The 22,614-nt window shown below is 58.6% G+C and carries 17 protein-coding genes and 1 riboswitch; of the genes, 4 read left to right on the forward strand and 13 right to left on the reverse strand.

The features are described from left to right. Positions 1-49 precede the first annotated feature (49 nt). On the reverse strand, positions 50-313 hold the full coding sequence (locus ACOTW6_RS14195; protein ID WP_062932783.1) for a hypothetical protein: 264 nt from the start codon (positions 311-313) through the stop codon (positions 50-52). Then, on the reverse strand, positions 303-1,430 hold the full coding sequence (locus tag ACOTW6_RS14200) for a PAAR domain-containing protein (protein WP_062932784.1): 1,128 nt from the start codon (positions 1,428-1,430) through the stop codon (positions 303-305). Before ACOTW6_RS14200 ends, ACOTW6_RS14195 begins: the two co-directional genes overlap by 11 nt. A 377-nt stretch (positions 1,431-1,807) precedes the next feature. Beyond that, positions 1,808-1,904, forward strand: a riboswitch (TPP riboswitch). Between the two features lie 35 nt (positions 1,905-1,939). Here ACOTW6_RS14200 and thiM point away from each other — a divergent pair. From thiM to ACOTW6_RS14215, 3 genes are read left to right on the forward strand one after another with little or no spacing between them, the layout of a single operon-like run. After that, positions 1,940-2,710 carry a hydroxyethylthiazole kinase gene (gene thiM, locus ACOTW6_RS14205; RefSeq protein ID WP_121478775.1) on the forward strand — a complete coding sequence of 257 codons (771 nt, stop codon included), beginning with the start codon at positions 1,940-1,942 and terminating at the stop codon, positions 2,708-2,710. After that, positions 2,707-3,507, forward strand: coding sequence for a bifunctional hydroxymethylpyrimidine kinase/phosphomethylpyrimidine kinase (gene thiD, locus ACOTW6_RS14210; protein WP_045327814.1), 801 nt, complete (start codon positions 2,707-2,709; stop codon positions 3,505-3,507). The genes thiM and thiD overlap by 4 nt, the downstream gene beginning before the upstream one ends. A 42-nt stretch (positions 3,508-3,549) precedes the next feature. Further along, on the forward strand, positions 3,550-4,296 hold the full coding sequence (locus tag ACOTW6_RS14215; RefSeq protein WP_003859242.1) for a GntR family transcriptional regulator: 747 nt from the start codon (positions 3,550-3,552) through the stop codon (positions 4,294-4,296). On the opposite strand, the gene ACOTW6_RS14220 is transcribed toward ACOTW6_RS14215, so the two are convergent. The 3 genes from ACOTW6_RS14220 to ACOTW6_RS14230 are packed head-to-tail and all read right to left on the reverse strand — an operon-like array spanning position 4,270 to position 7,498. Further along, positions 4,270-5,223: a PfkB family carbohydrate kinase gene (locus tag ACOTW6_RS14220; protein ID WP_121478776.1), complete on the reverse strand. Its 954-nt coding sequence runs from the start codon at positions 5,221-5,223 to the stop codon at positions 4,270-4,272. The genes ACOTW6_RS14215 and ACOTW6_RS14220 overlap by 27 nt on opposite strands. Next, a complete protein-coding gene (locus ACOTW6_RS14225; protein WP_047053424.1) occupies positions 5,220-6,224 on the reverse strand; it encodes an ADP-ribosylglycohydrolase family protein in 1,005 nt (334 codons plus the stop codon). Before ACOTW6_RS14225 ends, ACOTW6_RS14220 begins: the two co-directional genes overlap by 4 nt. Next, positions 6,221-7,498, reverse strand: a complete 1,278-nt coding sequence (locus ACOTW6_RS14230) for a nucleoside permease (protein WP_121478777.1) — start codon at positions 7,496-7,498, stop codon at positions 6,221-6,223. The genes ACOTW6_RS14225 and ACOTW6_RS14230 overlap by 4 nt, the downstream gene beginning before the upstream one ends. A 248-nt stretch (positions 7,499-7,746) precedes the next feature. Between ACOTW6_RS14230 and fbaB the strand changes: the two genes are divergently transcribed. Further along, positions 7,747-8,799 carry a class I fructose-bisphosphate aldolase gene (gene fbaB / locus ACOTW6_RS14235; protein ID WP_000129585.1) on the forward strand — a complete coding sequence of 351 codons (1,053 nt, stop codon included), beginning with the start codon at positions 7,747-7,749 and terminating at the stop codon, positions 8,797-8,799. 57 nt (positions 8,800-8,856) lie between these two features. Here fbaB and yegS read toward each other — a convergent pair whose 3' ends face one another. The 8 genes from yegS to ACOTW6_RS14275 all read right to left on the reverse strand — a co-directional run bounded on the left by yegS (position 8,857) and on the right by ACOTW6_RS14275 (position 22,512). Then, complete coding sequence (gene yegS, locus ACOTW6_RS14240) at positions 8,857-9,756, reverse strand: lipid kinase YegS (protein ID WP_062932798.1); 900 nt, start codon at positions 9,754-9,756, stop codon at positions 8,857-8,859. Between the two features lie 248 nt (positions 9,757-10,004). Further along, entirely contained in the window at positions 10,005-11,366 is a 1,362-nt protein-coding gene (gene yegQ, locus ACOTW6_RS14245) for a tRNA 5-hydroxyuridine modification protein YegQ (RefSeq protein ID WP_022651495.1), read from the reverse strand. A gap of 211 nt (positions 11,367-11,577) precedes the next feature. Further along, positions 11,578-12,300 carry a two-component system response regulator BaeR gene (gene baeR, locus ACOTW6_RS14250; protein WP_015572364.1) on the reverse strand — a complete coding sequence of 241 codons (723 nt, stop codon included), beginning with the start codon at positions 12,298-12,300 and terminating at the stop codon, positions 11,578-11,580. After that, complete coding sequence (gene baeS, locus ACOTW6_RS14255; RefSeq protein WP_062932799.1) at positions 12,297-13,700, reverse strand: two-component system sensor histidine kinase BaeS; 1,404 nt, start codon at positions 13,698-13,700, stop codon at positions 12,297-12,299. The genes baeR and baeS overlap by 4 nt, the downstream gene beginning before the upstream one ends. Beyond that, the gene (locus tag ACOTW6_RS14260) at positions 13,697-15,112 is read right to left on the reverse strand and encodes an MFS transporter (protein WP_121478779.1); all 1,416 of its coding nucleotides are present in this window, start codon (positions 15,110-15,112) and stop codon (positions 13,697-13,699) included. Before ACOTW6_RS14260 ends, baeS begins: the two co-directional genes overlap by 4 nt. Beyond that, positions 15,113-18,190: a multidrug efflux RND transporter permease subunit MdtC gene (gene mdtC / locus ACOTW6_RS14265; RefSeq protein ID WP_121478780.1), complete on the reverse strand. Its 3,078-nt coding sequence runs from the start codon at positions 18,188-18,190 to the stop codon at positions 15,113-15,115. Beyond that, positions 18,191-21,313, reverse strand: a complete 3,123-nt coding sequence (locus tag ACOTW6_RS14270) for an MdtB/MuxB family multidrug efflux RND transporter permease subunit (RefSeq protein WP_032619335.1) — start codon at positions 21,311-21,313, stop codon at positions 18,191-18,193. It lies immediately after the preceding gene. After that, positions 21,313-22,512, reverse strand: coding sequence for an MdtA/MuxA family multidrug efflux RND transporter periplasmic adaptor subunit (locus ACOTW6_RS14275; protein ID WP_062932802.1), 1,200 nt, complete (start codon positions 22,510-22,512; stop codon positions 21,313-21,315). Before ACOTW6_RS14275 ends, ACOTW6_RS14270 begins: the two co-directional genes overlap by 1 nt. Between the last annotated feature and the right edge of the window lie 102 nt (positions 22,513-22,614).

Raw genomic sequence — 22,614 nt, forward strand, 5'->3', positions numbered from 1 at the left:
GTGGGGAAAGGGTAAGGGGAAAAGGCTGGAGGCCTCCAGCCTTTGGCGGTCATCTCACCTTCTTGAAGATGAGCAGGATCAGAGGTACGCAAACAGCGAAACCAACAATGGAGGCCAACGCTGAATCAGAGTGATTTTGCGATAGTTCCTTAACAAACCAGGTGCATTGAGAAGGCGCAAACTCCCCGCCTTGGCTCATTGTCTCTGAAAAGTTAAGTGCGAAGACCAGATCGAAATACAGCACGATAACGTAATACGCTATGCAGATCAGCGCAATACTCACCCACCTGATCCAGAACATCTTATTCATCATCGTATGTACTTCCCAACGATCCGCCTACTGTGCCGCCTGAGTATGGAGAAGTTGAGCCAGCAACGGCAGCAGAATCAGCCGCCGCTTGTTGGATTTTTGCACTTCCCCCCATTGGTTGAGGGCTTTTGTTCTCAATGTTTGGATACTGCTGCTTGAACGTACTTGTCATCTCGACGACGAGCATTGAGGAGTAATCTGCACTCTTTGTTTCAAGGTAACTTTGCAGTGATACCGGGATAGTGAAATCTTCTTCTATGTCGATTGGTAGCTGTGTAGTCGTGGAGGTGTAACCGTGTTCGAATACCTTTGAACCAGCAAACTTGATCCCCTCGACTGAGTGAGTAGTACAGTTATTCCCTGTTACGTCATACTTATCAATCGTGCGGCCTCTACGTATTGTGCCGTCCTGCATCTTTGGTGTTTGAATCGGTGATACACCGTTATTCCATAATTTTTCGAAGAACTTACGGATTAATTCAGGATCAGCATCATCAATCCGAAATGCACGAGCACCCATTTCATAAAGTTCGTAACGGTAATACTTCCGTGCATCTTCATCTTGGAAGAAGTCTAAAATCCCATCCCCGGTTAGCGTGCTTCTGTCTGTGCGTCCATAGCGTCCATAGGTGTAAAGGTAGATCGAGTTATTCTCATGCACCGAAACGAAAGCATGACCTGCACTTGTTGTTTCAGTCCAGATGTAAACGCCATTCAATAGCCGGTTATCTGTTGGTTTGCAGGTGTCAGCGAAGCTATCAGTTTTAGGATCTGCAATCGGGCCTGGGAGAACGGGAAATTCAACGATGTGAGATTGGGCGGTTTCGGCTTCCGCTGGTTCTTTAGAAAATTCATAAGTGTCGAAGATGGACGGAATAAAACGTGATTTGCAGGGGCAAGAGCTACGGCTGTGCAGTGTTCCGGCTACCCTTTTACCGTGTATGTCTTGGTTTTCAAGCCCTCCCGCTATGCGGAATCTACCCGCATGTTTGCCACACGTCACTTTATGCCCTTCACAGGCCATGTCTTTATCGAAAAACTGATGATCGGTACATCCTTCAATAATCCGACCACCGCAAGCAGTCTTATCGCCCCTGAATAAGAAGTGACCAATAGCCATTTATTTTTATCCTTGTATTGGTTTGAAATCCTTAGGGAAAGTGTAGGCTTTTGGTGCTGGCGAGTAAATGAGCAGTTGTAACAAAGTGATAGATGGTTAGTGAGACTGAAATTTTAGTTAAGTAAAGTTTACTTTTCGTTGTCTTCAGTCTGGAAAGTGCGAGAGTATGGGCAGGATTGCGAGCGAGTCACCAACGTGAACAAGTAAATGCTGTAGTTGACGACTTAAGAGCATTCTACATGGCACACATTGTGTCACTCAACCTGTCACACATGACCCAAAAGGGCCGCTTTTGCCGTTTACAAGACTTCTCGCTGGCATTACTATCCTGATCAGGGATTAATGAGGAGCATTAATCGCAAGCTTTTGATTTTGCAGTACATGACTCGGGGTGCCCTTCTTTGTGAAGGCTGAGAAATACCCGTATTACCTGATCTGGATAATGCCAGCGTAGGGAAGTCAGATGCCTACCCGGTCATCGCTTCTTCACGCACGGCAGGAGCGAAACCATGCAGCCTGACCTGCTCGACTCACACGTTTTACATCAATTCCGAACCCGTTCCCCGCTCACGCACTGTATGACCAACGATGTCGTGCAGACCTTCACCGCCAACGTTCTGCTCGCGCTGGGCGCTTCCCCGGCAATGGTGATCGAAGCCGAGGAAGCGGAACAGTTTGCCGCGCTTGCCGATGCTCTGCTCATCAACGTGGGTACACTCACCGCGCCGCGCGCCCAGTCGATGCGTCGGGCCATTGAGAGCGCGGCAGCCGCGGGCACACCCTGGGTGCTGGATCCGGTTGCGGTTGGCGCGCTGGCGTACCGCACCCGCTTTTGCCAGCAAATATTGCCCCTCAAACCTGCGGCCATTCGTGGAAACGCCTCCGAAATCCTCGCCCTTGCCGGAATGAGTGCGGGCGGGCGCGGAGTGGATTCCACCGATACGGCGGCGAGCGCGTTGACCGCAGCGCAGACGCTCGCCCGCCAGACCCACGCCGTTGTAGTCGTCACGGGAGAAGTGGATCACATCACCGACGGCCAGCGAACCCGTACGGTCGCGGGCGGCGACCCGCTGATGACCCGCGTGGTGGGAACAGGCTGTGCGCTCTCGGCGATCGTCGCCGCCTGCTGCTCGCTGCCTGGCGACAGGCTTGATAACGCGACGGCTGCCTGCGGCTTCATGAAGCGCGCAGGGTCAGTTGCCCTGACTCAAAGCCGCGGCCCCGGCAGCTTTGCTCCGGCGTTTCTGGATGCGCTTTACGCGCTGGAGGAGCTGGTATGACACGCATTAATGCCCTGACTATTGCGGGAACCGATCCCAGCGGCGGAGCGGGGATCCAGGCAGACCTGAAAACCTTCTCTGCGCTCGGCGCTTACGGATGCTCGGTTATCACCGCGCTGGTGGCGCAAAACACGCGCGGTGTACAGTCGGTATATCGCATTGAGCCGGATTTTGTCGCCGCACAGCTGGATTCGGTATTCAGCGATGTACGCATCGACACCACCAAAATCGGCATGCTCGCAGAGGCGGACATTGTTGAAGCGGTCGCTGAACGTCTCAAACGTTATCAGATAAAAAACGTGGTGCTCGATACCGTGATGCTGGCCAAAAGCGGCGATCCGCTGCTCTCCGCCTCTGCCGTCGATACCCTGCGTAAAAAGCTGCTGCCGCAGGTGGCGCTGATCACGCCAAACCTCCCTGAGGCCGCCGCGCTGCTGGACGCGCCACACGCGCAAAACGAACGTGAGATGAAAGAGCAGGGCAATGCGCTGCTGGCGATGGGGTGTCGCGCGGTGCTAATGAAAGGCGGTCATCTTGATGATGCAGAAAGCCCGGACTGGCTCTTCACCCGCGATGGCGCGCAACGTTTCACCGCCCCGCGGGTACAGACCAAAAACACCCACGGCACGGGCTGTACGCTCTCGGCGGCGCTGGCGGCGCTACGTCCCCGAAACGCGAACTGGGCGGATACGGTACAGGAGGCGAAGATCTGGCTTTCGGGCGCGCTGGCAAAAGCCGATTCTCTGGAAGTGGGTCACGGTATTGGGCCGGTTCACCATTTTCATGCATGGTGGTAAGCCGTATACTGGCATGAAACCTCATGCCAGAGAAAAACAGAGATGGAACAAGCGCATACCCGGTTAATTGCTCAGCTCAAGGAACGAATTGCCGCACCGGACAACACGCCGTTGTACCTGAAATTTGCCGAAACGGTTAAAAACGCGGTACGCAGCGGCGTGCTCGCGCACGGTAATATTTTGCCGGGCGAGCGCGATCTGAGCCAGCTGGCCGGTGTGTCGCGCATTACGGTGCGTAAAGCGATGCAGGCGCTGGAAGAGGCCGGCGTCGTCACCCGCGCGCGTGGATACGGTACGCAAATCAACAATATCTTTGAATATTCGCTAAAAGAGGCGCGCGGGTTTTCTCAGCAGGTGGTGCTGCGGGGCAAAACGCCCAACACGCTGTGGGTTAATAAACGCGTCGTGAAATGTCCGGAGGAGATCGCCCGCCACCTCTCCCTTGCGCCGGACAGCGATGTATTTCTGCTTAAGCGCATCCGCTACGTGGATGACGATGCGGTATCAATAGAGGAGTCCTGGGTACCGGTAGGGTTAATCCCCAACCCGGACGACATCGGCGTCTCGCTTTACGATTACTTCCGCAGCCAGAATATCTTTCCGCAGCGCACCCGTTCCCGCGTCAGCGCCCGGATGCCGGACAGCGAGTTTCAGGCGCATATCAAGATGGACGATAAGATACCGGTGCTGGTGATCAAGCAAGTCGCGCTCGATCAACAGCACCGGCCAATTGAGTACAGCATCAGCTACTGTCGCAGCGACCTATACGTCTTTGTGTGCGAGGAGTAGGGCCTCGCGCGTGGGGGCGCAGTCGCCACCGCGATGGCTGACTACCCAGGCGGCTACGGCATTGCCAAGATGCACCGCCTCTGGCAGTGACCATCCTGCGGCCAGTCCGGCAAGGGTACCTCCCGCATGGCTGTCACCCGCGCCGATGGTATCGACTACGGTAGCAGGAAACGCCGGAACGTGTCCGGAAGCGTCACCGTCATACCAGACCGCCCCGTCTTTATCATGGCGTACGATCAGCGCAGCGCCAAACCTCTGCTGCCACCGTGGGCCGAGCTCTTCCACGTTCACGCCAAGCCATTCGGCGGCAAATTCCGCCTCCTGACGATTGAGCGAGACGATCGGTTTGCAGGCCATGATGCGTGCCATCAGCGGGTCGGGAATATCCGCGATGCGCGGACCGAAATCGATAAAGAGCGTCACATCCTGAAGACTTTCCAGCCAGGCCGTCAGCAGCTCACCGCTGGGGGACGCCAGCTGGTAGCCGGACAAAGAGATCAGACTCCCTGCCGGCACGCTTAATCCGCCCAGCCAGCGCGGCTGCCACTGGTTCTCCACACCGCTAAACGACATAAAGGTCCGTTCACCGTCAGGCTCCACCAGCGCCAGGCACCAGCCGTTATCGCCCGTTTCCGCTTCCACGGCGCTGTGCAGATCCTGCTTTGCCATAGCGTTACGGATAATATCGGCCCACACGCCGTGGCCGACGGGAAGGGCATTTTGCGCAGCAATGCCGAGCCGCTTCAGGGCGATGGCGATATTCAGCGCGCAGCCGCCAATATTCACTCCCTGTTGCTTCAGCTCGATATCACACCCGCGCCAGGGCAGGGCGTAGGCGTCGGCAATCACGTCGATGACCGCCGCGCCGAGCACCGTTACGGGGCGCGTGGCGTGAAGGGTTTCGAGACGGCGGGCAAAAGCACTCATACGCCCTCCCTGTGCTCCCGGAAGTGCAGCAGTTTTTCGCAGTAGTGGCCGAAATCGAGCCGGTTTACGGCATCAAGTTCGTTTTTGAGCGCCGGATCAATGGCCTGAACACCGTGCAGCGCGCCGCAGATGGCCGTTGCCATCGCGCCGATAGTGTCAGTATCACCGCCCAGGTTGGCGCATAACACCGCGCAGCGGTTCGGATCGGTGCCCGCGAGTTCGACCATCGCAATCGCCGCCGGAACGGACTCAAGGGTGCTCGTGCCCGCGCCAATAAGCTGATAGATCTGCTCGCTGGCGGACTCGGTACCGTTGGCTTCGCGCACGGTTTTCAGGGCCAGCTCAATACGAGCGGAAAGCGATGCGCTGAAGGTGGTCGTTTTCGCCTCCTGCGCCGCACGGGCAATACCTGGCAGGGCATCGGCGATGTTCTGCCAGCGCTCGCCGTCGATAGCGCGTGAAACCGCCCACGCGATCACCACCGCACCGGCGATGGCGAGATCCGATTTATGGGTCGGGCTGGAGGCTAACGCAACCTGTTCCACAAAGTGCGCCAGACGCGTGGCCGGCAGCAGACATCCCAGCGGGGAGGCGCGCATCGCCGCCCCGTTGGTGACGCCGTTGTTTTCCAGCTCGCTCACCGGCTTGCCGTCACGGATGGCGTTCAGGGCAATTTTGGAGGTCGGGCCGAGCACATTCTTATTGAACGCGTCAAAATCCAGCGCCCAGTCCAGAATATGCTTACCGATAACGTCAGGGTTAATTTCCCCGTCGCATTCGATAATCGCGTCGGCCAGGCACAGCGCCATCGACGTATCATCCGTAAATTCGGCCTGCTTAAAGTAACAGGCGGCATTATTCTCAGCCGGGCCGGGTAAGAAACGGTCGATCCAGCCGAAGTGCGCTTTCACCCGCTTGCGCGGCCACAGCTCCGACGGCATCCCCATCGCATCCCCTAACGCCTGCCCGTAAAGAGCACCGAGAATACGGTCTTGTTTCATTTAACTTCCCCTCGTGTCAGCGCGGTATCGCCATCAACCACCTCAATTGCGGTGATCTCTTTATCCGATTCGCGGAAAAACAGCATAAACAGCACGGCAATCACCACAATCATGATTGCACCAAACGTCCACATTCCGGCCCAGTTGAAGGTCAGCCCATTCACCGGCTCTTTATATGCGAACATTTTTTCCATCATCACGCCGCCGAGACGGTAACCCAGCAGGCTACCAAAGCCCTGACAGCACAGCGTGATCAAGCCCTGCGCCGCGTTACGCATATGCACGGGCGCTTTTTTATCCACGTAGATGTACGCGGTGACGTAATAGAAGTCATAGCTTACGCCGTGCAGCAGAATGCCGAGGAACAGCAGGGCGTAGGTGAAGTATTGCTCGGCGCCGCCGTAAACAAAGAAACCGTAGCGAATGGCGGCGGTGATCAGGCCCAGCAGCAAGACCTTCTTAATACCAAAGCGTTTGGTAAAGAATGGCAGGGCGAGCATGAAGAAGATTTCAGAGAACTGGCCGAGGGTCATCCAGCCGGTGGCGTTTTTCATCCCCACTTCGGTGAGATAGCCGTTGGCAAAGATGTAGTAGAAGGCCAGCGGCATGGCGAACAGGAACGAGCAGAAGAAGAACACCAGGAAGTTTTTATCGCGCAACAGGATCAGCGCATCCAGCCCCAGCATCACTTTGAAATCCAGCTTGCCGGTACTCTTCGGCGGGGTATTCGGCAGGAACAGCGCGAAAATGCCAAGCAGAAGGGAGCTGGCAGCGGTCATCAGCAGCGGGATATTGGTGTCAGAGATGTCGCTATAGCCCAACATCTGCGGGAGGAAGCCGCACGCCAGGCCGGAGGCAATCCAGCCGATGGTGCCCATCACGCGGATGCGCGGAAAATCAGCCTCTACGTCATCGACGTTCGCGAAGGCGATGCTGTTGGTCAGCGCGATGGTCGGCATATAGGTCAGGGAGTAGGCCAGCAGCAGCGGGAAGAAGGTGCTGAACTGGGTTTGCTGTGCTGCGAAATACATCAGAATCGCGCCAGCGAACATCAGTACGGCCAGCACTTTCTGGGCGGCGAAGAAACGGTCCGTCAGCGAGCCGACCAGGATGGGAGAGAGGATCGCGGCAATCGCGGTACAGGCATACGACCAGCCAATTTCCCCTGCGGTGAACCCGCTCTTACTCAACCACAGCCACAGCGGCACAAACCATGCGCCCCAGATAAACCATTCAACGAACATCATGAATGACAGTTGGACTTTCGTTTTCATTTTTTAATCCTGCATGTCAGAGGTACGCATGTAACATACCATGTGATAATACCTTTTAAATACCTTTAAGGCGATTGTTTGATCAGTGTAACAAAAATGTTGTACACGAAACGAGCCAGCAGATTGTGCTTAAAAAAGTTGCAAATGGTGGAAAATAGGTTAAGTCGGTACCAGGCTTAGTCTGCCTGCAAAAACGTGGGCTTGGATCACACGCTCCGACATCATGTCGGACTTACGGGAGCATCACTATGACTGATATTGCGCAACTGCTTGGCAAAGACGCCGACAGCCTTTTACAGCATCGTTGTATGACCATTCCAGCCGACCAGCTTTATCTGCCTGGCCATGATTACGTAGACCGCGTCATGGTCGACAACAACCGTCCGCCTGCCGTACTGCGAAACATGCAGACGCTTTACAATACCGGCCGTCTGGGTGGGACCGGGTATCTCTCCATTCTGCCCGTTGACCAGGGCGTAGAGCACTCGGCGGGAGCGTCATTTGCTGCTAACCCGCTCTACTTTGACCCGAAAAACATTGTCGAGCTGGCGATTGAGGCGGGCTGTAACTGTGTGGCATCGACGTATGGCGTGCTGGCCTCCGTTTCCCGCCGCTACGCTCACCGCATTCCGTTCCTCGTCAAGCTGAACCACAACGAAACCCTGAGCTACCCAACTGAATACGACCAGACGCTGTACGCCAGCGTCGAGCAGGCGTTCAACATGGGCGCGGTCGCGGTCGGGGCGACCATCTATTTCGGCTCTGAACAGTCGCGCCGTCAGATTGAAGAGATCTCTGCCGCGTTTGAGCGCGCGCACGAGCTGGGGATGGTGACCGTGCTGTGGGCCTATCTGCGTAACGCGTCGTTCAAAAAAGACGGCGTGGATTACCACGTATCAGCGGATCTGACCGGTCAGGCAAACCACCTGGCGGCAACCATCGGCGCGGACATCGTGAAGCAGAAAATGGCCGAGAATAACGGCGGCTATAAGGCGGTGAATTTTGGCTATACCGACGACCGTGTCTACAGCAAGCTGACCAGCGACAACCCGATCGATCTGGTGCGCTACCAGCTGGCGAACTGCTACATGGGCCGCGCCGGGCTGATTAACTCCGGTGGTGCGGCAGGCGGTGAAACCGATCTGACCGACGCGGTGCGCACGGCGGTGATTAACAAACGTGCGGGCGGTATGGGGCTGATCCTCGGCCGTAAGGCGTTTAAAAAGTCCATGGCCGACGGCGTGAAGCTGATTAATGCGGTTCAGGATGTCTATCTGGACAGTAAAGTCACGATTGCCTGACGCCACCGTATCCCTCTCCCTCAAAGGAGAGGGCATTATCGCGCACCCTGTCAAACATCAGCGCAACAGCACGCAGTCCGGCGGCAACCGGCACTGCAACGCGCCGGGCAAGACCTCAATGCGGAATCGCTCGCCGCTGAGCGGCTCTCCGTCGAGGTTAAAGGTCATGCCGTGTGGGGCGATCACTTCAAACCACGCGGATTTCCCGTCGATGATATTGGGGCTCTCCTCTGGCTGCGTCAGCGTCGTAAACAGCGCAGGCAGGAGCCCGTCGCCGGTAAAAATGCGCAGCTGTAGCTGACCGTCATTAATCAGCGCTTCCGGGCAAAGCTGCTGTCCGCCGCCTGCCTGACGCCCGTTGCCGATACCAATCACCAGCGCGTCGCCCTGCCAGTGGAAGTTCTCACCGTGGATTTCACAGCTGTCGGGCTTGAGGGTGTCCATGCGCATCAGGCCGTGAATGAGATACGAGACGCCGCCCAGCGCGGCTTTCAGCTTTTCCGGCGTTTCGCTGGTGATCCGCGTGCCGAAACCGCCCGTCGCCATATTGATAAAGCAGGTTCTTTCATTCACCTGCGCAATGTCGACGGCGGTCGCTTTCCCGAGGATAGCCAGTTGCAGCGCTTTGCCTAAATCGTCAGGTATACCGGCGCTGGTGGCAAAATCATTGGCGGTACCGAGCGGTAAAATGCCCATCACCGGGCGATGTGCTGTGTCGAGGTCAATAAGCGCGCCAGCGATCTCGTTGATTGTTCCGTCGCCGCCGCCGGAAATGATGGTTTCAGCGCCTAACCTGATGCCTTCGTCGATATAGCGTGCCGCATCACCTTTTTCAAAGGTCACCCGCACGTGAATGCGCGCGCCATCTTCACGCAATTCGGTGATCGCCTGGCGCAACAGATCGTTGCCTGCACTTTTGCCATTGAGAATTAATAAACTGTCTGGATAGGTTGCCATCCGGGTTGCTCCCTTTTTTAACTATAGAAAGAGTGTATCCCAGAGAAGGAAAAAGCGGGTAAGAACAGGATGAAAGGCAAAAAATAAGCCCGCGTAAGGGAGATTACGCAGGCTAAGGAGGTGGTTCCTGGTACAGCTAGCATTTATGGGTTATGTTTTTCAGCGGGGGGATAATACCCGTATTGAACGAAGCGGTATGTGATCCGATTCTAAGAATTATCCCAGCGTGAAAAAATCCCGTTGATTGACTATTTGCCGTGTGGATTTCGGGTATTTTCACCTTCAAAATTACGCATCAGCAGCGCAAACTCCAGCTCCACCTCTTCAGGAACCGGCAGCCAGACCACATGGCCGTCGCCAGGTGCGACCTCAATCGCCTCACCTTTTTTGTTTTCCAGATGCTCCAGGCGGAAGTTCATATTGCCCTGCGGCGTCATCAGCTCCAGGCTGTCGCCTTTAGTGAATTTGTTTTTTACGGCGACGGCGGCCAGCGGGCCTTTACGCTCGCCGGTGAAGTCGCCTACAAACTGCTGGCGTTCAGAAATCGAATAGCCATGCTCGTAGTTCTGGTAGTCGTCGTGGGTGTGACGACGCAGGAAACCTTCGGTATAGCCGCGATGCGCCAGACCTTCCAGCGTTTCCAGCAGGCTGGTGTCGAACGGTTTACCGGCGGCGGCATCGTCGATGGCTTTGCGATACACCTGTGCGGTACGGGCGCAGTAGTAGTAGGACTTGGTGCGGCCTTCGATTTTCAGGGAGTGTACGCCCATCTTGGTTAAACGCTCGACGTGCGCGATGGCGCGCAGATCTTTGGAGTTCATGATGTAGGTGCCATGCTCGTCTTCAAAGGCGGTCATGTACTCACCCGGACGTTTGGCTTCTTCGATCATAAACACGCTGTCGGTAGGCGCGCCGATACCCAGCGTTGGCTCAACGTTGGTGACCGGGATCGGCTCGTGTTTATGCACGATGTTACCGATGTCATCCTCTTTGCCTTCCTGAACGTTATATTCCCAGCGGCAGGCGTTGGTGCAGGTGCCCTGGTTCGGGTCACGCTTGTTGATGTAGCCAGAGAGCAGGCAGCGGCCGGAGTAGGCCATGCACAGTGCGCCGTGAACGAAGATTTCGATCTCCATATCCGGCACCTGGGTACGGATCTCTTCGATCTCTTCCAGCGAAAGCTCGCGGGACAGAATGACGCGGGTCAGCCCCATCTGTTTCCAGAATTTCACCGTTGCCCAGTTGACGGCGTTAGCCTGCACCGAGAGGTGAATGTCCATCTCCGGGAAGTTCTCCCGAACCAGCATGATTAAACCCGGGTCCGACATGATCAGCGCGTCCGGCCCCATCTCCACGACCGGCTTCAGGTCGCGAATGAACGTTTTCAGCTTGGCGTTGTGCGGCGCGATGTTCACCACCACGTAGAATTTTTTGCCCAGGGCATGCGCTTCGTTGATACCGAGCTGAAGATTCTCGTGGTTGAATTCGTTGTTACGCACGCGCAGCGAGTAGCGCGGCTGGCCCGCGTAGACGGCGTCGGCACCATAGGCGAAAGCGTAACGCATATTTTGCAGCGTTCCCGCCGGGGAAAGGAGTTCCGGTTTAAACATGTTTGTTCTCGTTCTGATGACAGGTCAGATCCGCATACACCTGGTGCAGCGGTAAGGGGAGATCCCCCACTTTAAGGGCGGGCATTGTAGCGCTGCGGGGAAGAGAGGTAAAGCGTCCTTACCCCTCACCCAGCCCTCTCCCCAAAGGGGAGAGGGTATTTTAGTCCCCTCGCCCCTTTGGGGAGAGGGTTAGGGTGAGGGGAGAATTTTGTCAGGCAATCCTGCACGCATCCGCTTCCCAGCGATACCCCACGCCGTACACCGCGCGAATAAACGACTGGTCGGCGTCCAGCGCCTCCAGCTTGCGGCGCAGGTTTTTGATGTGGCTGTCGATGGTGCGGTCGGTCACTACGCGGTAATCGTCATACAGATGGTTGAGCAGCTGCTCGCGGGAAAACACTTTGCCCGGCTCGTGGGAGAGCGTTTTCAGCAGGCGGAACTCCGCTGGGGTGAGATCCAATAGTTTGCTGCGCCAGCTCGCCTGGAAGCGGCTTTCGTCGACGATCAGCGGGCTTTGCGCATCCAGCACCTGCAATTCACGCTGTGGCTTACAGCGGCGGAGGATGGTTTTCACCCGAGCGACCACCTCCCGCGGGCTGTAAGGCTTGCAGATGTAATCGTCGGCGCCGATTTCGAGCCCCAGCAGACGGTCGATCTCTTCGATTTTGGCCGTCACCATCACGATGGGCACATCGGAGAAACGACGAATTTCCCGGCACAGGGTCAGGCCGTCGGTACCCGGCAGCATCAGATCCAGCAGGATCAGATCCGGCGGCGTCTGGCGCACGTAGGGCAGCACCTGGTCGCCGTGGCTGATAAGCGTTGGCGCGTAGCTCGCAGCGCGTAAATAGTCGATCAGCAGTTGCCCAAGTTTAGGCTCGTCTTCCACGATCAAAATACGCGGTGTGTTGTCGTCAATCGGTAACTCGGTCATGCTTCCCTCGATAAATCCCGTTCCAGAGGTAACTCTACTGTAATGCTAACCCCGCCAAAAGGCGAATGGGCGGCGCGGATGGTGCCGCCGTGGGCCTCCACAATGTTAACGCAAATCGCCAGCCCGAGGCCGGAACCGCCGCTGGCGCGGTTGCGTGAACCTTCGGTGCGATAGAAGCGCTCGAACAGTTTTTCCAGCTGCGCATCCTTCACGCCAGGGGCAGAGTCCGCAAAGGTCAGGGCAAAGCGCCCGTTTTCCTGCCTGCCGGAGATATGCAGCGCGCCGCCGCCGTCGGTGTAGCGGAGGCTGTTCTCCAGCAAATTATTGAACAGCTGCATCAGGCGATCCCTGTCGCCAAATACCACCGCGCTGTCCGGCAGCGAGAGGTTGATTTTCAGGTCACGGCTGGCGAAGCGTTCGCGGAAGGCACCGGTCACGACTTCAAGGATATTTATAACGTCGATCGGGGCTTTCTGGTAGGCCAGGGCGCCTTCGTCGGACATGGAAAGCTGATGCAGATCGTCCACCAGCTTGGTCAGCGTGCCGACTTCCGCCTGTAGCGAGGCCACGGACTCGGGGGTGAACTGCCTTACGCCGTCCTGAATCGCCTCCAGCTCGCCGCGCAGCACCGCCAGCGGGGTGCGCAGCTCGTGCGAAATATCGGCCATAAAATCGCGGCGCATCTGCTGGTTTTTTTCCAGCGTGCTGGCGAGCTGGTTGAAGTCCTGCGCCAGCTTGCCCAGTTCATCCTGGCTGCGGGTGTCCACGCGGGTCGAGAAATCACCCGCCGCCAGCTTATGCGTGCCTTCCACCAGGCGCTTAACCGGCGCCAGCAGGCCGCGCGCCAGTGGGAAGGTGGCGAGCGCCGCAAGCAGGGTTGAGAGCGCGACAATCAGCCAGCTGGTCTGACGCTGCTGGCGGTCAAAGTTAATGTCGGTGTTGCGCGTCAGCCGCTCGACCGGCGAGGCGATAACCCAGCCCACCGTGGCGCCGTTCGAGGTAATGGCGCGCTTTGTACCGTCCGGCGGTACCGGAGCGCGCGGGCCTACGAGCACGCGCATCTCCTGGTCAATCACCCAGAACTGGGTGCGCCAGCCGTGCGGCGGCATGCCCGGCCCCGGACGGTCGTCGTCGTTATCGTGCTCCAGCGAGCGCAGGATTTGAAACACAAAGCGATCGTTATTGCGCAGAAAACGCCAGTTACCGTGCAGGCTATACTGTTCGCCCAGCGCGTCGCTTAAGCCCTGTAATCGCTGTTCGTTACCGTGCTTAATGTAGTCAATAAAGCCGCGCTCAAAGCTGACCCGCACCGCCCAGTGCATGGTAATCAGCAGGACGATACAGGTGGCGAAAATCGCCACAAAAAGCTTGCCGGTGATCCCCGGACGCCAGAATTTCATGGTGCACTCCTTTTGCCGCGTCGGATCACGACGTTTTTGGTCGTGTCATTCGGTACTCTGGCAAAGATAAAAGCGGGCAGGGCGATAATTACCGCCATGCTGAGGTAAGTGTATAAAAAGACCTGATGCGCGACGGGGGTGTCGGCGCTGAGATGGTGCTGACCGTACATGCCGAGCAGCAATCCGGCGACCGTGACTCCCACGCTCATGGAGAGCTGCATGATCATCGACAGCAGGCTGTTGCCGCTGCTCGCCAGCTCGTCCGGCAGATCTTTCAGCGTCAGGGTGTTCATCGACGAGAAGCGCATGGAGTTGATGATCCCCTGGCAGAACAGCACCAGCGGCAGAATGTAGTACCAGCCCAGCAGCGCCACGGCCATAAACAGCAGGCAGACCAGCGCCAGCCCGATCGTGGCGGCCACCAGCACCCGGCGATAGCCAAAGCGGTTCACCACCTGCACCACAATACGCTTCATCCCCATGCTGCCGAGCACCATCGGGATCATCATCAGCCCGGCGTGGAACGGCGAGAAGCCCATCCCAATCTGTAAAAACACCGGCGTCATAAACGGCAACATGCCGCTGCCGATGCGTCCGGCAAAGCTGCCGAAGAGACCAAGACGGTAGGTGGGATTCCTGAACAGATTCAGGCTGAACAGCGCGTTAGCGTTGCCTCTGGCATGCCACAGATACCAGAGAATCGCGGTGATCCCCAGCACCACCAGCAGGGCGAGCGACAGGGAGGAGATCCCCAGCCCTTTTTGCCCGTCGAGAGCCAGGGTGAGCGTCGCCATGCCAGCCGCCAGCAGGATAAAGCCAACGAAATCAAAGCGCCTGGTCTGCATTTTATAGTTCGGCATCAGCGTCAGGGTGGCAATCGCGCCGATAATACCGACCGGCAGGTTGATCAGGAAGATCCAGTGCCAGGAGGCATACTCCACCAGAATACCGCCCAGCGCCGGGCCAAGCAGCGGGCCGACCTGACCGGGCAGGGTGACGAAGGTCATCGCCGCCATATACTGTGCGCGCGGAACAATTTTCATCACCGTTAACCGCCCGACGGGCACCATCATCGCGCCGCCGACGCCCTGTAGCACGCGCGCCATCACCAGCTGGTCGAGGGTATTGGCCTGGGCGCAAAACAGCGACCCGGTGGTAAACAGCACAATGGCGGTGAAGAAGATGTTTCGCACGCCGACTTTATCCGCCAGCCAGCCGCTGGCAGGCAGCATTACGGCGACCGTCAGCACGTAGGCGACAATCACCATATGCATGTGCAGCGGGCTCTCCCCCAGGCTTTTCGCCATCGAGGGGAGGGCGGTGTTCACGATGGTCGTGTCCAGCGACTGCATAAAGAAGCCGAACGCGACGATCCACAATTGCCAGCGAACGTTACTGGGTAGGTCGGTCATTTACTCGGTCACCGTGGTTCTCTTTTTACGCGAAAAACGCAGCCGCAGGCGGTCAAAGAACAGATAGACTACCGGCGTGGTGTAGAGCGTCAGCAGCTGGCTCATCACCAGGCCGCCGACAATCGTGATCCCCAGCGGCTGGCGCAGTTCAGAGCCGTCACCGCCGGATATGACCAGCGGCAGGGCACCGAACAGCGCGGCCAGGGTGGTCATCATGATCGGGCGAAAACGCAGCAGACAGGCCTGGAATATCGCCTCGTCCGGCGTCAGGTTGCCGTTACGCTGGGCGTCCAGGGCAAAGTCGACCATCATAATCGCGTTTTTCTTCACAATACCTATTAATAGCATGATCCCGATGAGCGCGATTAGGCTGAATGGGGCACCGAACAGCTCCAGCGCCAGCAGCGCCCCCACGCCCGCAGAAGGCAGCGTGGAGAGAATGGTCAACGGATGCACGTAGCTTTCGTACAGCACGCCCAGCACGATATACACCGTGGCAATAGCCGCCAGGATCAAAATGACCTGCGAGTTCATGGTGTCCTGGAACACCTGCGCCGTGCCGGCAAAGCTGCCGCGCACGGAGGAGGGCACCCCGAGCTGGGTCATGGCGCGGTTTATGGCGTCGCTGGCCTCAGACAGCGACGAGCCGGTTGGCAGGTTAAACGACACGGTCGAGGCGGCGGAAAGCCCCTGGTGGTTCACCGACAGCGGCGCGTTCGACGGCTGCCAGCTGGCGAAGTACGACAGGGGGATCGCCTTGCCGTCATTATTGATCACAAACATTTTGTCCAGCGCGCTGATGTCCTGGGTATAGCGCGGATCAACTTCCATCACCACCTTGTACTGGTTCATCGGCTGGTAGATGGTGGAGACTTCACGCTGCCCGAAGGCGTTATTAAGCAGGCTGTTGGCCGCTTCAACGTTAATGCCCAGGCGGGACATGGTTTCGCGATCGTAGGTGAGCGCCATCTCCGAGCCGTTGTTCTGGCTGTCGGAGTTCACGTCCGCCAGCTGCGGCAGCGCGGCCAGCGCTTTACGGATCTTCGGCTCCCACTCGCGCAGGGCGGCTAAGTCATCCGAGAGCAGGGTGTACTGATAGCTGGCGTTAGCCTGTCGTCCGCCGACGCGGATATCCTGAACGGCCATCAAAAAGAGATTCGCCCCCGGCTCTTTGGCGAGCTTCACCCGCAGGCGGTCAATGATCTGCTGCGCCGTTTCGTGACGTTCACCGCGCGGCTTAAGGGTAATAAACATCATCCCGCTGTTAACGCGCGAGCCGCCGGTAAAGCCGGTCACGTTATCCACGGCCGGATCTTCCCGGATGATTTTCATAAAGTCTTGCAGTTTGCCCCGCATCGCCTGGAACGAAATGCTCTGGTCCGCCTGAATACCGCCCATCAGTACGCCGGTATCCTGCTCCGGGAAGAAGGTTTTCGGGATGGTGATATACATCCAGACGTTGAGCACGATGGTGCCGATCAGCACCAGCCCGACAAGACGCGTGTGGTTCAGCACCCACTTCAGCGATTTGCCGTAGCCGGACTGCATCGCCATCAGGACGCGGCCAAAGCCTTTCCTGCGCGGCTGCGAGTGCGGTTGGCTGCGCTTTAGCATCCAGCCGCACATCATCGGCGTCAGCGTCAGCGAAATCACCAGGGAGATACCGATGGCGACGGAAAGCGTGACGGCAAATTCGCGCAGCAGTCGCCCCGGCAGGCCGCCCATCAGCAGCAGCGGCAGGAACACCGCCACCAGCGACAGGCTCATGGACAGGACCGTGAAGCCCACTTCGCGCGTCCCCTGAAGCGCCGCCTGGAGCGGCTTCATGCCCGCTTCCAGATGACGCGAAATATTTTCCAGCACCACGATGGCGTCATCCACCACAAACCCGGTGGCAATCGTCAGCGCCATCAGCGACAGGTTGTTAAGACTAAAGCCGCACAGGTACATGGCGGCAAAGGTGCCTATCAGCGATACCGGGACCGCCACCGCCGGGATCAGCGTGGCGCGCCCCGAGCGCAGGAACAGGAACACCACCAGGATCACCAGCGCGACGGAGATGATCAGCGTTTGCTCTACCTCCTCAAGCGAGGCGCGGATGGTAGGGGAGCGGTCCTGAGCAATCTGGAGGTCGATGGCCGCCGGAATGGTTTCCTGAAGCTCCGGCAGGCGCGCGCGGATGCTGTTCACCGTCTGGATGATGTTGGCTTCAGGCAGCTTGCGGATCATCAGCAAAATCGCCGGTTTGGCGTTGGTCATCCCGGCGTTACGCACGTCCTGCACCGAATCGGTGACGCTGGCGACGTCGCTCAGGCGCACTGCCGCGCCGTTGTTGTAGTGAATAATCAACGGCTGATATTCGGCGGCGGTTTTCAGCTCGTCGTTGGTCTGGATCTGCCAGCGGTGGCTGCTGTCCTCAATCGCGCCCTGCGGCTTACGCACGTTGGCGTTGCTGATGGCGGAACGCACGTCGTCCAGCGACACGCCCTGGTTAAACAGCGCCTGCGGATTCAGCCCCACGCGCACGGCGGGCAGAGAGCTGCCGCCGACGTCCACGTCGCCCACGCCGTCAATCTGGGCGATGGTTTGCGCCAGCTGGGTGGAGGCAAAATCGTACAGCTCGCCCTGGGAGTAGGTCTCTGACGTGAGCGTCAGGATCATGATCGGCGCGTCGGACGGGTTGGCCTTGCGGTAGGTTGGACGGCTCGGCATGCCGCTCGGCAGCAGGCTTTGGGCGGCGTTAATCGCGGCCTGCACGTCACGCGCCGCGCCGTTGATATCCCGGTCGAAGTTAAATTCCAGAATGATGCGCGTGCTGCCCAGCGAGCTGCTGGAGGTCATCTCGTTAACCCCGGCAATTCGCCCAAGCGAGCGCTCAAGCGGCGTCGCCACCGATGACGCCATGGTTTCCGGCGATGCACCCGGCAGCGAGGCGCTGACCATAATCACCGGGAAATCGACCTGCGGCAGCGGGGCCACCGGCAGCAGCCGGAAGCCCAGCACGCCGCACAGGGTGATAGCGATGGAGAGTAAAATCGTCGCCACCGGACGGTAAATGAAGAGGGCGAAAAACTTCACTTACGCCTCCTCTTCACGTTTCGGGAAGCGACTTTTCGTCCACAGAGCCAGACGGTCAAACAGCAGGTAGATAACCGGCGTGGTAAACAGCGTCAGCACCTGGCTTACCAGCAGGCCGCCCACCATCCCGATGCCCAGCGGACGGCGCAGTTCGGCCCCCACGCCGGTGCTCAGCATCAGCGGCAGCGCGCCCAGCAGGGCGGCGAGGGTGGTCATCAGGATCGGACGAAAACGCAGCAGACAGGCCTGGTAAATGGCCTCGCGCGGCGCCATACCCTGCTCGCGCTCGGCGGCCAGCGCAAAGTCGATCATCATGATGGCGTTTTTCTTCACGATGCCGATAAGCAGGATGATGCCGATGATCGCAATGACGTCCAGCTCGCTCCCCGCCAGCATCAGCGCCAGCAGCGCCCCCACGCCCGCCGTCGGCAGGGTGGAGAGGATGGTGATCGGGTGGATAAAGCTCTCATACAGCACGCCAAGCACGATATACATCGCCACCACCGCCGCGACAATCAGCCAGACGGTGCTGCCCAGCGCGGCCTGGAACGCCAGCGTACTGCCCTGGAACTGGGTCTGAATATCTGACGGGAAGCTGAGTTCTTTCTCCGCGCCCAGAATGGCCTCCACCGCTTCGCCAAGGGAATACCCGTCCGGCACGTTGAACGAAATGGTGGTGGACGGGAACTGATCGAGATGGTTAATCGACAGCGGGGTGTGACGCTCTTCCACGCTGGCAATGGCGCTGAGCGGCACAATCCCGCCGTCTTTGCTGGTCAGGCGCACCGTGTCCAGCGCGGCCAGCCCGGGCGTGTTCTCGGTGTTATGTTCCAGCACCACGCGATACTGGTTGGCCTGGGTGTAAATGGTGGAGATCAGTCGCTGACCAAAGGCGTTATACAGGGCGTTATCCACGTCGGACATGGTAATGCCCAGACGGCTGGCGGTGTCGCGGTTGACGTTCACGTACGCCGCCAGCCCTTTATCCTGCCAGTCGCTGCTGACGTCAGAAACCTGCGGCAGTGCTTTCAGCTTGTCCACCAGCTGCGGCACCCAGGTGCTGAGTGCCTCAAGCGAGGTGGCCTGGAGCGTAAACTGGTACTGCGTGCGGCTCACCTGCGTATCAATGGTTAAATCCTGGATCGGTTGCAGATACAGCTCAATGCCCGGCACGCGCGCCACCGCGCTTTGCAGGCGCTCAATTACCGCGTTGACGCGATCGTCGCGGTCATCGAGCGGTTTAAGGTTAATTTGCAGGCGCGCGCTGTTGAGCGACGGGTTGGTGCCGTCCACGCCCACGTAGGCAGTCAGGCTTTCCACCGCCGGATCTTTCATGATGATCTCAGACACCTGCTGCTGGCGCTGCGCCATGTTGGCGAAGGAGACCGTCTGCGGCGCCTGAAGCGTGCCCTGAATAATGCCGTTGTCCTGAATCGGGAAGAAGCCTTTCGGAATGAAAATCCACAGCATGACGCTGAGCGCCAGGGTGCCGAGCGCCACGCCGAGCGTCGCCCACGGATGGTTCAGCACTTTTGCCAGCACGCGGCCGTAGGCGGCGATAATGCGCTCGAACATCCGCTCGGAGGCGCGCGAGAAGCGGTTTTGCTTGCGCAAGGACTCGTGGCTCAGCATGCGGGCGCACATCATCGGCGTCAGCGTCAGCGACACCACGGCAGAGATCAGAATGGCGACCGCCAGCGTCACGGCAAACTCGCGGAACAGCCGCCCGACGATATCGCCCATAAACAGCAGCGGGATCAGCACCGCAATCAGCGAGAAGGTGAGCGAGATAATGGTAAAGCCAATCTCCCCCGCGCCCTTCAGCGCGGCGGCTAACGGCTTTTCACCTTTTTCGATATAGCGCGAGATGTTCTCGATTACCACGATGGCGTCGTCCACCACAAACCCGGTGGCGATGGTGAGCGCCATCAGCGTCAGGTTGTTAATCGAAAAGTCGAGAAACACCATCACCGCGAACGTTCCGACCAGCGAGAGCGGCACGGCGACGGCGGGAATGATGGTTGCCGGGACGTTGCGCAGGAACAGGTAGATGATCATCACCACCAGCGCAATCGCCAGCATCAGCTCGAACTGGGTGTCGGTCACTGACGCGCGAATATTCGTGGTGCGGTCAGAGAGCACTTTCACGCTGACCGATTTTGGCAGGCTTTCCACCAGCTGCGGCAGCATGGTGCGAATGCTGTCGGCGGTATCAATAATATTCGCGCCCGGCTGGCGCTGAACGTTCATGACTATCGCCTGCTGCTTATTGGCCCACGCCCCGAGCCAGCTGTTTTCCGCGCCTTGTTCGACGGTGGCTACGTCGCCCAGGCGGATCGGCGCGCCGTTCTGGTAGGCAATGATCAGCTGACGGTACTCATCGGCGGACTGCATCTGGTCGTTGGCGGAGAGCGTGACCGCGCGGGTCGGGCCGTCCAGCGACCCCTTCGCTGAGTTGACGTTGGCGCTGCTGATGGCGGTGCGGATGGTTTCGCTGGTTAACCCCAGCGCGGCAATGGCCTGGGCATTCAGTTTGACGCGCACGGCGGGGCGTTGACCGCCCGCCAGCGTCACCAGCCCCACGCCGGTCACCTGCGAAATCTTCTGCGCCACGCGGGTTTCAACCATGTCTTCCACCTGGGTCATCGGCATGGCGGAGGAGGTGACGGCAAGGGTCATGATCGGCGGATCCGCCGGGTTGACCTTGCTGTAAACCGGTGGATTCGGCAGGTCAGACGGCAGCAGGTTAGTGGCGGCGTTAATCGCGGCCTGCACCTCCTGCTCGGCGACGTCCAGCGACAGCGTGAGCTGGAACTGAAGCGTGACGACCGAAGCGCCGCCGGAGCTCTGGGAGGACATCTGCTTCAGGCCAGACATCTGGCCAAACTGACGCTCCAGCGGGGCGGTGATGGCGGACGTCACCACATCCGGACTGGCGCCCGGATAGAGGGTGACAACCTGAATGGTCGGGTAGTCCACTTCCGGCAGCGCCGACACGGGCAGAAAACGGTAGCCAATGATCCCAGCCAGCAGGATCGCCACCATCAACAGGGTCGTCGCAACCGGACGTAAGATAAACAGGCGTGATGGCCCACCTGTAGAGCTCGGCGGCAAGACCTGCATCAGGCTTTTGCTCCTGTATCCTGCGCTTCCACCACCTCGACCTGCGCCCCTTCGGTCAGCCGGTCAATACCGTCGGTGACGACGCGGTCGCCAGCGGACAGCCCGGCGCTGATCACCACCGTCTGGCTGTCCTGGATGCCGGTTTTCACCAGATGTTTGCTGACCTTGTTTTCGCTGTTCAGCACCCAGACAAAGTTGCCTTCACTGCCCATTTGCAGGGCCGCCGTCGGGATCACCACCGCGTTTTCTTCGGTCGCGACCAGCATTCGCGCGTTGACGAACTGATTCGGGAACAGGGCATCGTCCTGATTGTTGAAGCGTGCTTTTAGCTTGATGGTGCCGGTGGTGGTGTCGATCTGGTTATCCAGGCTCAGCAGCGAACCTTCGCTCAGCTTCTGCTTGTTGGTGCGATCCCAGGCTTCAACCACCAGCGCTTTTCCGGCCTTCTGCGCCTGTATCACCGTCGCAATGTCGCTTTCCGGCAGGGTAAAGACGAGATCGATAGGGTGCGTCTGGGTGATCACCACGATGCCCGTGGTATCGCCGCTGGAGATTTGGTTGCCGATATCAACCTGTTTCAGGCCCACGCGGCCCTCAATCGGTGCGGTGATCCGGCTCCAGTCGAGCTGGAGCTGGGCGCTGGCGACCGCGGCTTCGTCGGCCTTGATGGTGCCCTGAGATTCACTGACCAGAGACTGCTGGGTGTCCAGCTCCTGGCGCGACACGAGGTTGGTTTTTACCAGCTGCTGATAGCGGGCTAAATCGCGGCGGGCATTGGCGAGGGTGGCTTTGTCTTTCGCGAGCTGCCCCTGCGCCTGCGCCAGGGCTACCTTAAACTGGCTTGGATCGATTTCCGCCAGCAGATCGCCCGCTTTCACCTGCTGACCTTCCTGGAAGTGGATGGCCATCAGCTGACCGTCCACGCGGCTACGTACCGTCACGGTATTGGCGGCAGTGATGGTTCCCAGCCCGGAGAGATAACGAGGCACCGCTTTATTCACCGCCGTTGCCGCCTGCACCGGTGCCAGCGCACCGCCGCGCATACCGTGGCGCCCGCCGCCCGTTGAGCGTTGTGAGGGGCTATTAGCGCCAGCAGGTGCCGTGGAGTTCGCGGACTGGCTGTGCCAGTACCAGGCGGCCAGGACCACCACAATCAGACCAACGGCGATTGCCCAGCGGGATTTGTTACTGCCTTTCATCGTTATACGTTCTCATCCTGAAACTCTTTCGGGGAATGATACTAGTTTAGTCAGCTAACACAGCGGAAAAATGGAGGAAATATGGAAGACTGTCGGGAATTG

The sequence above is a fragment of the Enterobacter cloacae complex sp. IR5403 genome (assembly GCF_049238705.1).
In the GTDB taxonomy this organism is placed as follows: Bacteria; Pseudomonadota; Gammaproteobacteria; order Enterobacterales; family Enterobacteriaceae; genus Enterobacter; species Enterobacter hormaechei_C.

Coding starts and splice junctions, on each gene's coding strand:
- ACOTW6_RS14195 (WP_062932783.1), bottom strand. CDS start 313: ATGATGAATAAGATGTTCTGGATCAGGTGGGTGAGTATTGCGCTGATC.
- ACOTW6_RS14200 (WP_062932784.1), bottom strand. CDS start 1,430: ATGGCTATTGGTCACTTCTTATTCAGGGGCGATAAGACTGCTTGCGGT.
- thiM (WP_121478775.1), top strand. CDS start 1,940: ATGCAGCCTGACCTGCTCGACTCACACGTTTTACATCAATTCCGAACC.
- thiD (WP_045327814.1), top strand. CDS start 2,707: ATGACACGCATTAATGCCCTGACTATTGCGGGAACCGATCCCAGCGGC.
- ACOTW6_RS14215 (WP_003859242.1), top strand. CDS start 3,550: ATGGAACAAGCGCATACCCGGTTAATTGCTCAGCTCAAGGAACGAATT.
- ACOTW6_RS14220 (WP_121478776.1), bottom strand. CDS start 5,223: ATGAGTGCTTTTGCCCGCCGTCTCGAAACCCTTCACGCCACGCGCCCC.
- ACOTW6_RS14225 (WP_047053424.1), bottom strand. CDS start 6,224: ATGAAACAAGACCGTATTCTCGGTGCTCTTTACGGGCAGGCGTTAGGG.
- ACOTW6_RS14230 (WP_121478777.1), bottom strand. CDS start 7,498: ATGAAAACGAAAGTCCAACTGTCATTCATGATGTTCGTTGAATGGTTT.
- fbaB (WP_000129585.1), top strand. CDS start 7,747: ATGACTGATATTGCGCAACTGCTTGGCAAAGACGCCGACAGCCTTTTA.
- yegS (WP_062932798.1), bottom strand. CDS start 9,756: ATGGCAACCTATCCAGACAGTTTATTAATTCTCAATGGCAAAAGTGCA.
- yegQ (WP_022651495.1), bottom strand. CDS start 11,366: ATGTTTAAACCGGAACTCCTTTCCCCGGCGGGAACGCTGCAAAATATG.
- baeR (WP_015572364.1), bottom strand. CDS start 12,300: ATGACCGAGTTACCGATTGACGACAACACACCGCGTATTTTGATCGTG.
- baeS (WP_062932799.1), bottom strand. CDS start 13,700: ATGAAATTCTGGCGTCCGGGGATCACCGGCAAGCTTTTTGTGGCGATT.
- ACOTW6_RS14260 (WP_121478779.1), bottom strand. CDS start 15,112: ATGACCGACCTACCCAGTAACGTTCGCTGGCAATTGTGGATCGTCGCG.
- ACOTW6_RS14270 (WP_032619335.1), bottom strand. CDS start 21,313: ATGCAGGTCTTGCCGCCGAGCTCTACAGGTGGGCCATCACGCCTGTTT.
- ACOTW6_RS14275 (WP_062932802.1), bottom strand. CDS start 22,512: ATGAAAGGCAGTAACAAATCCCGCTGGGCAATCGCCGTTGGTCTGATT.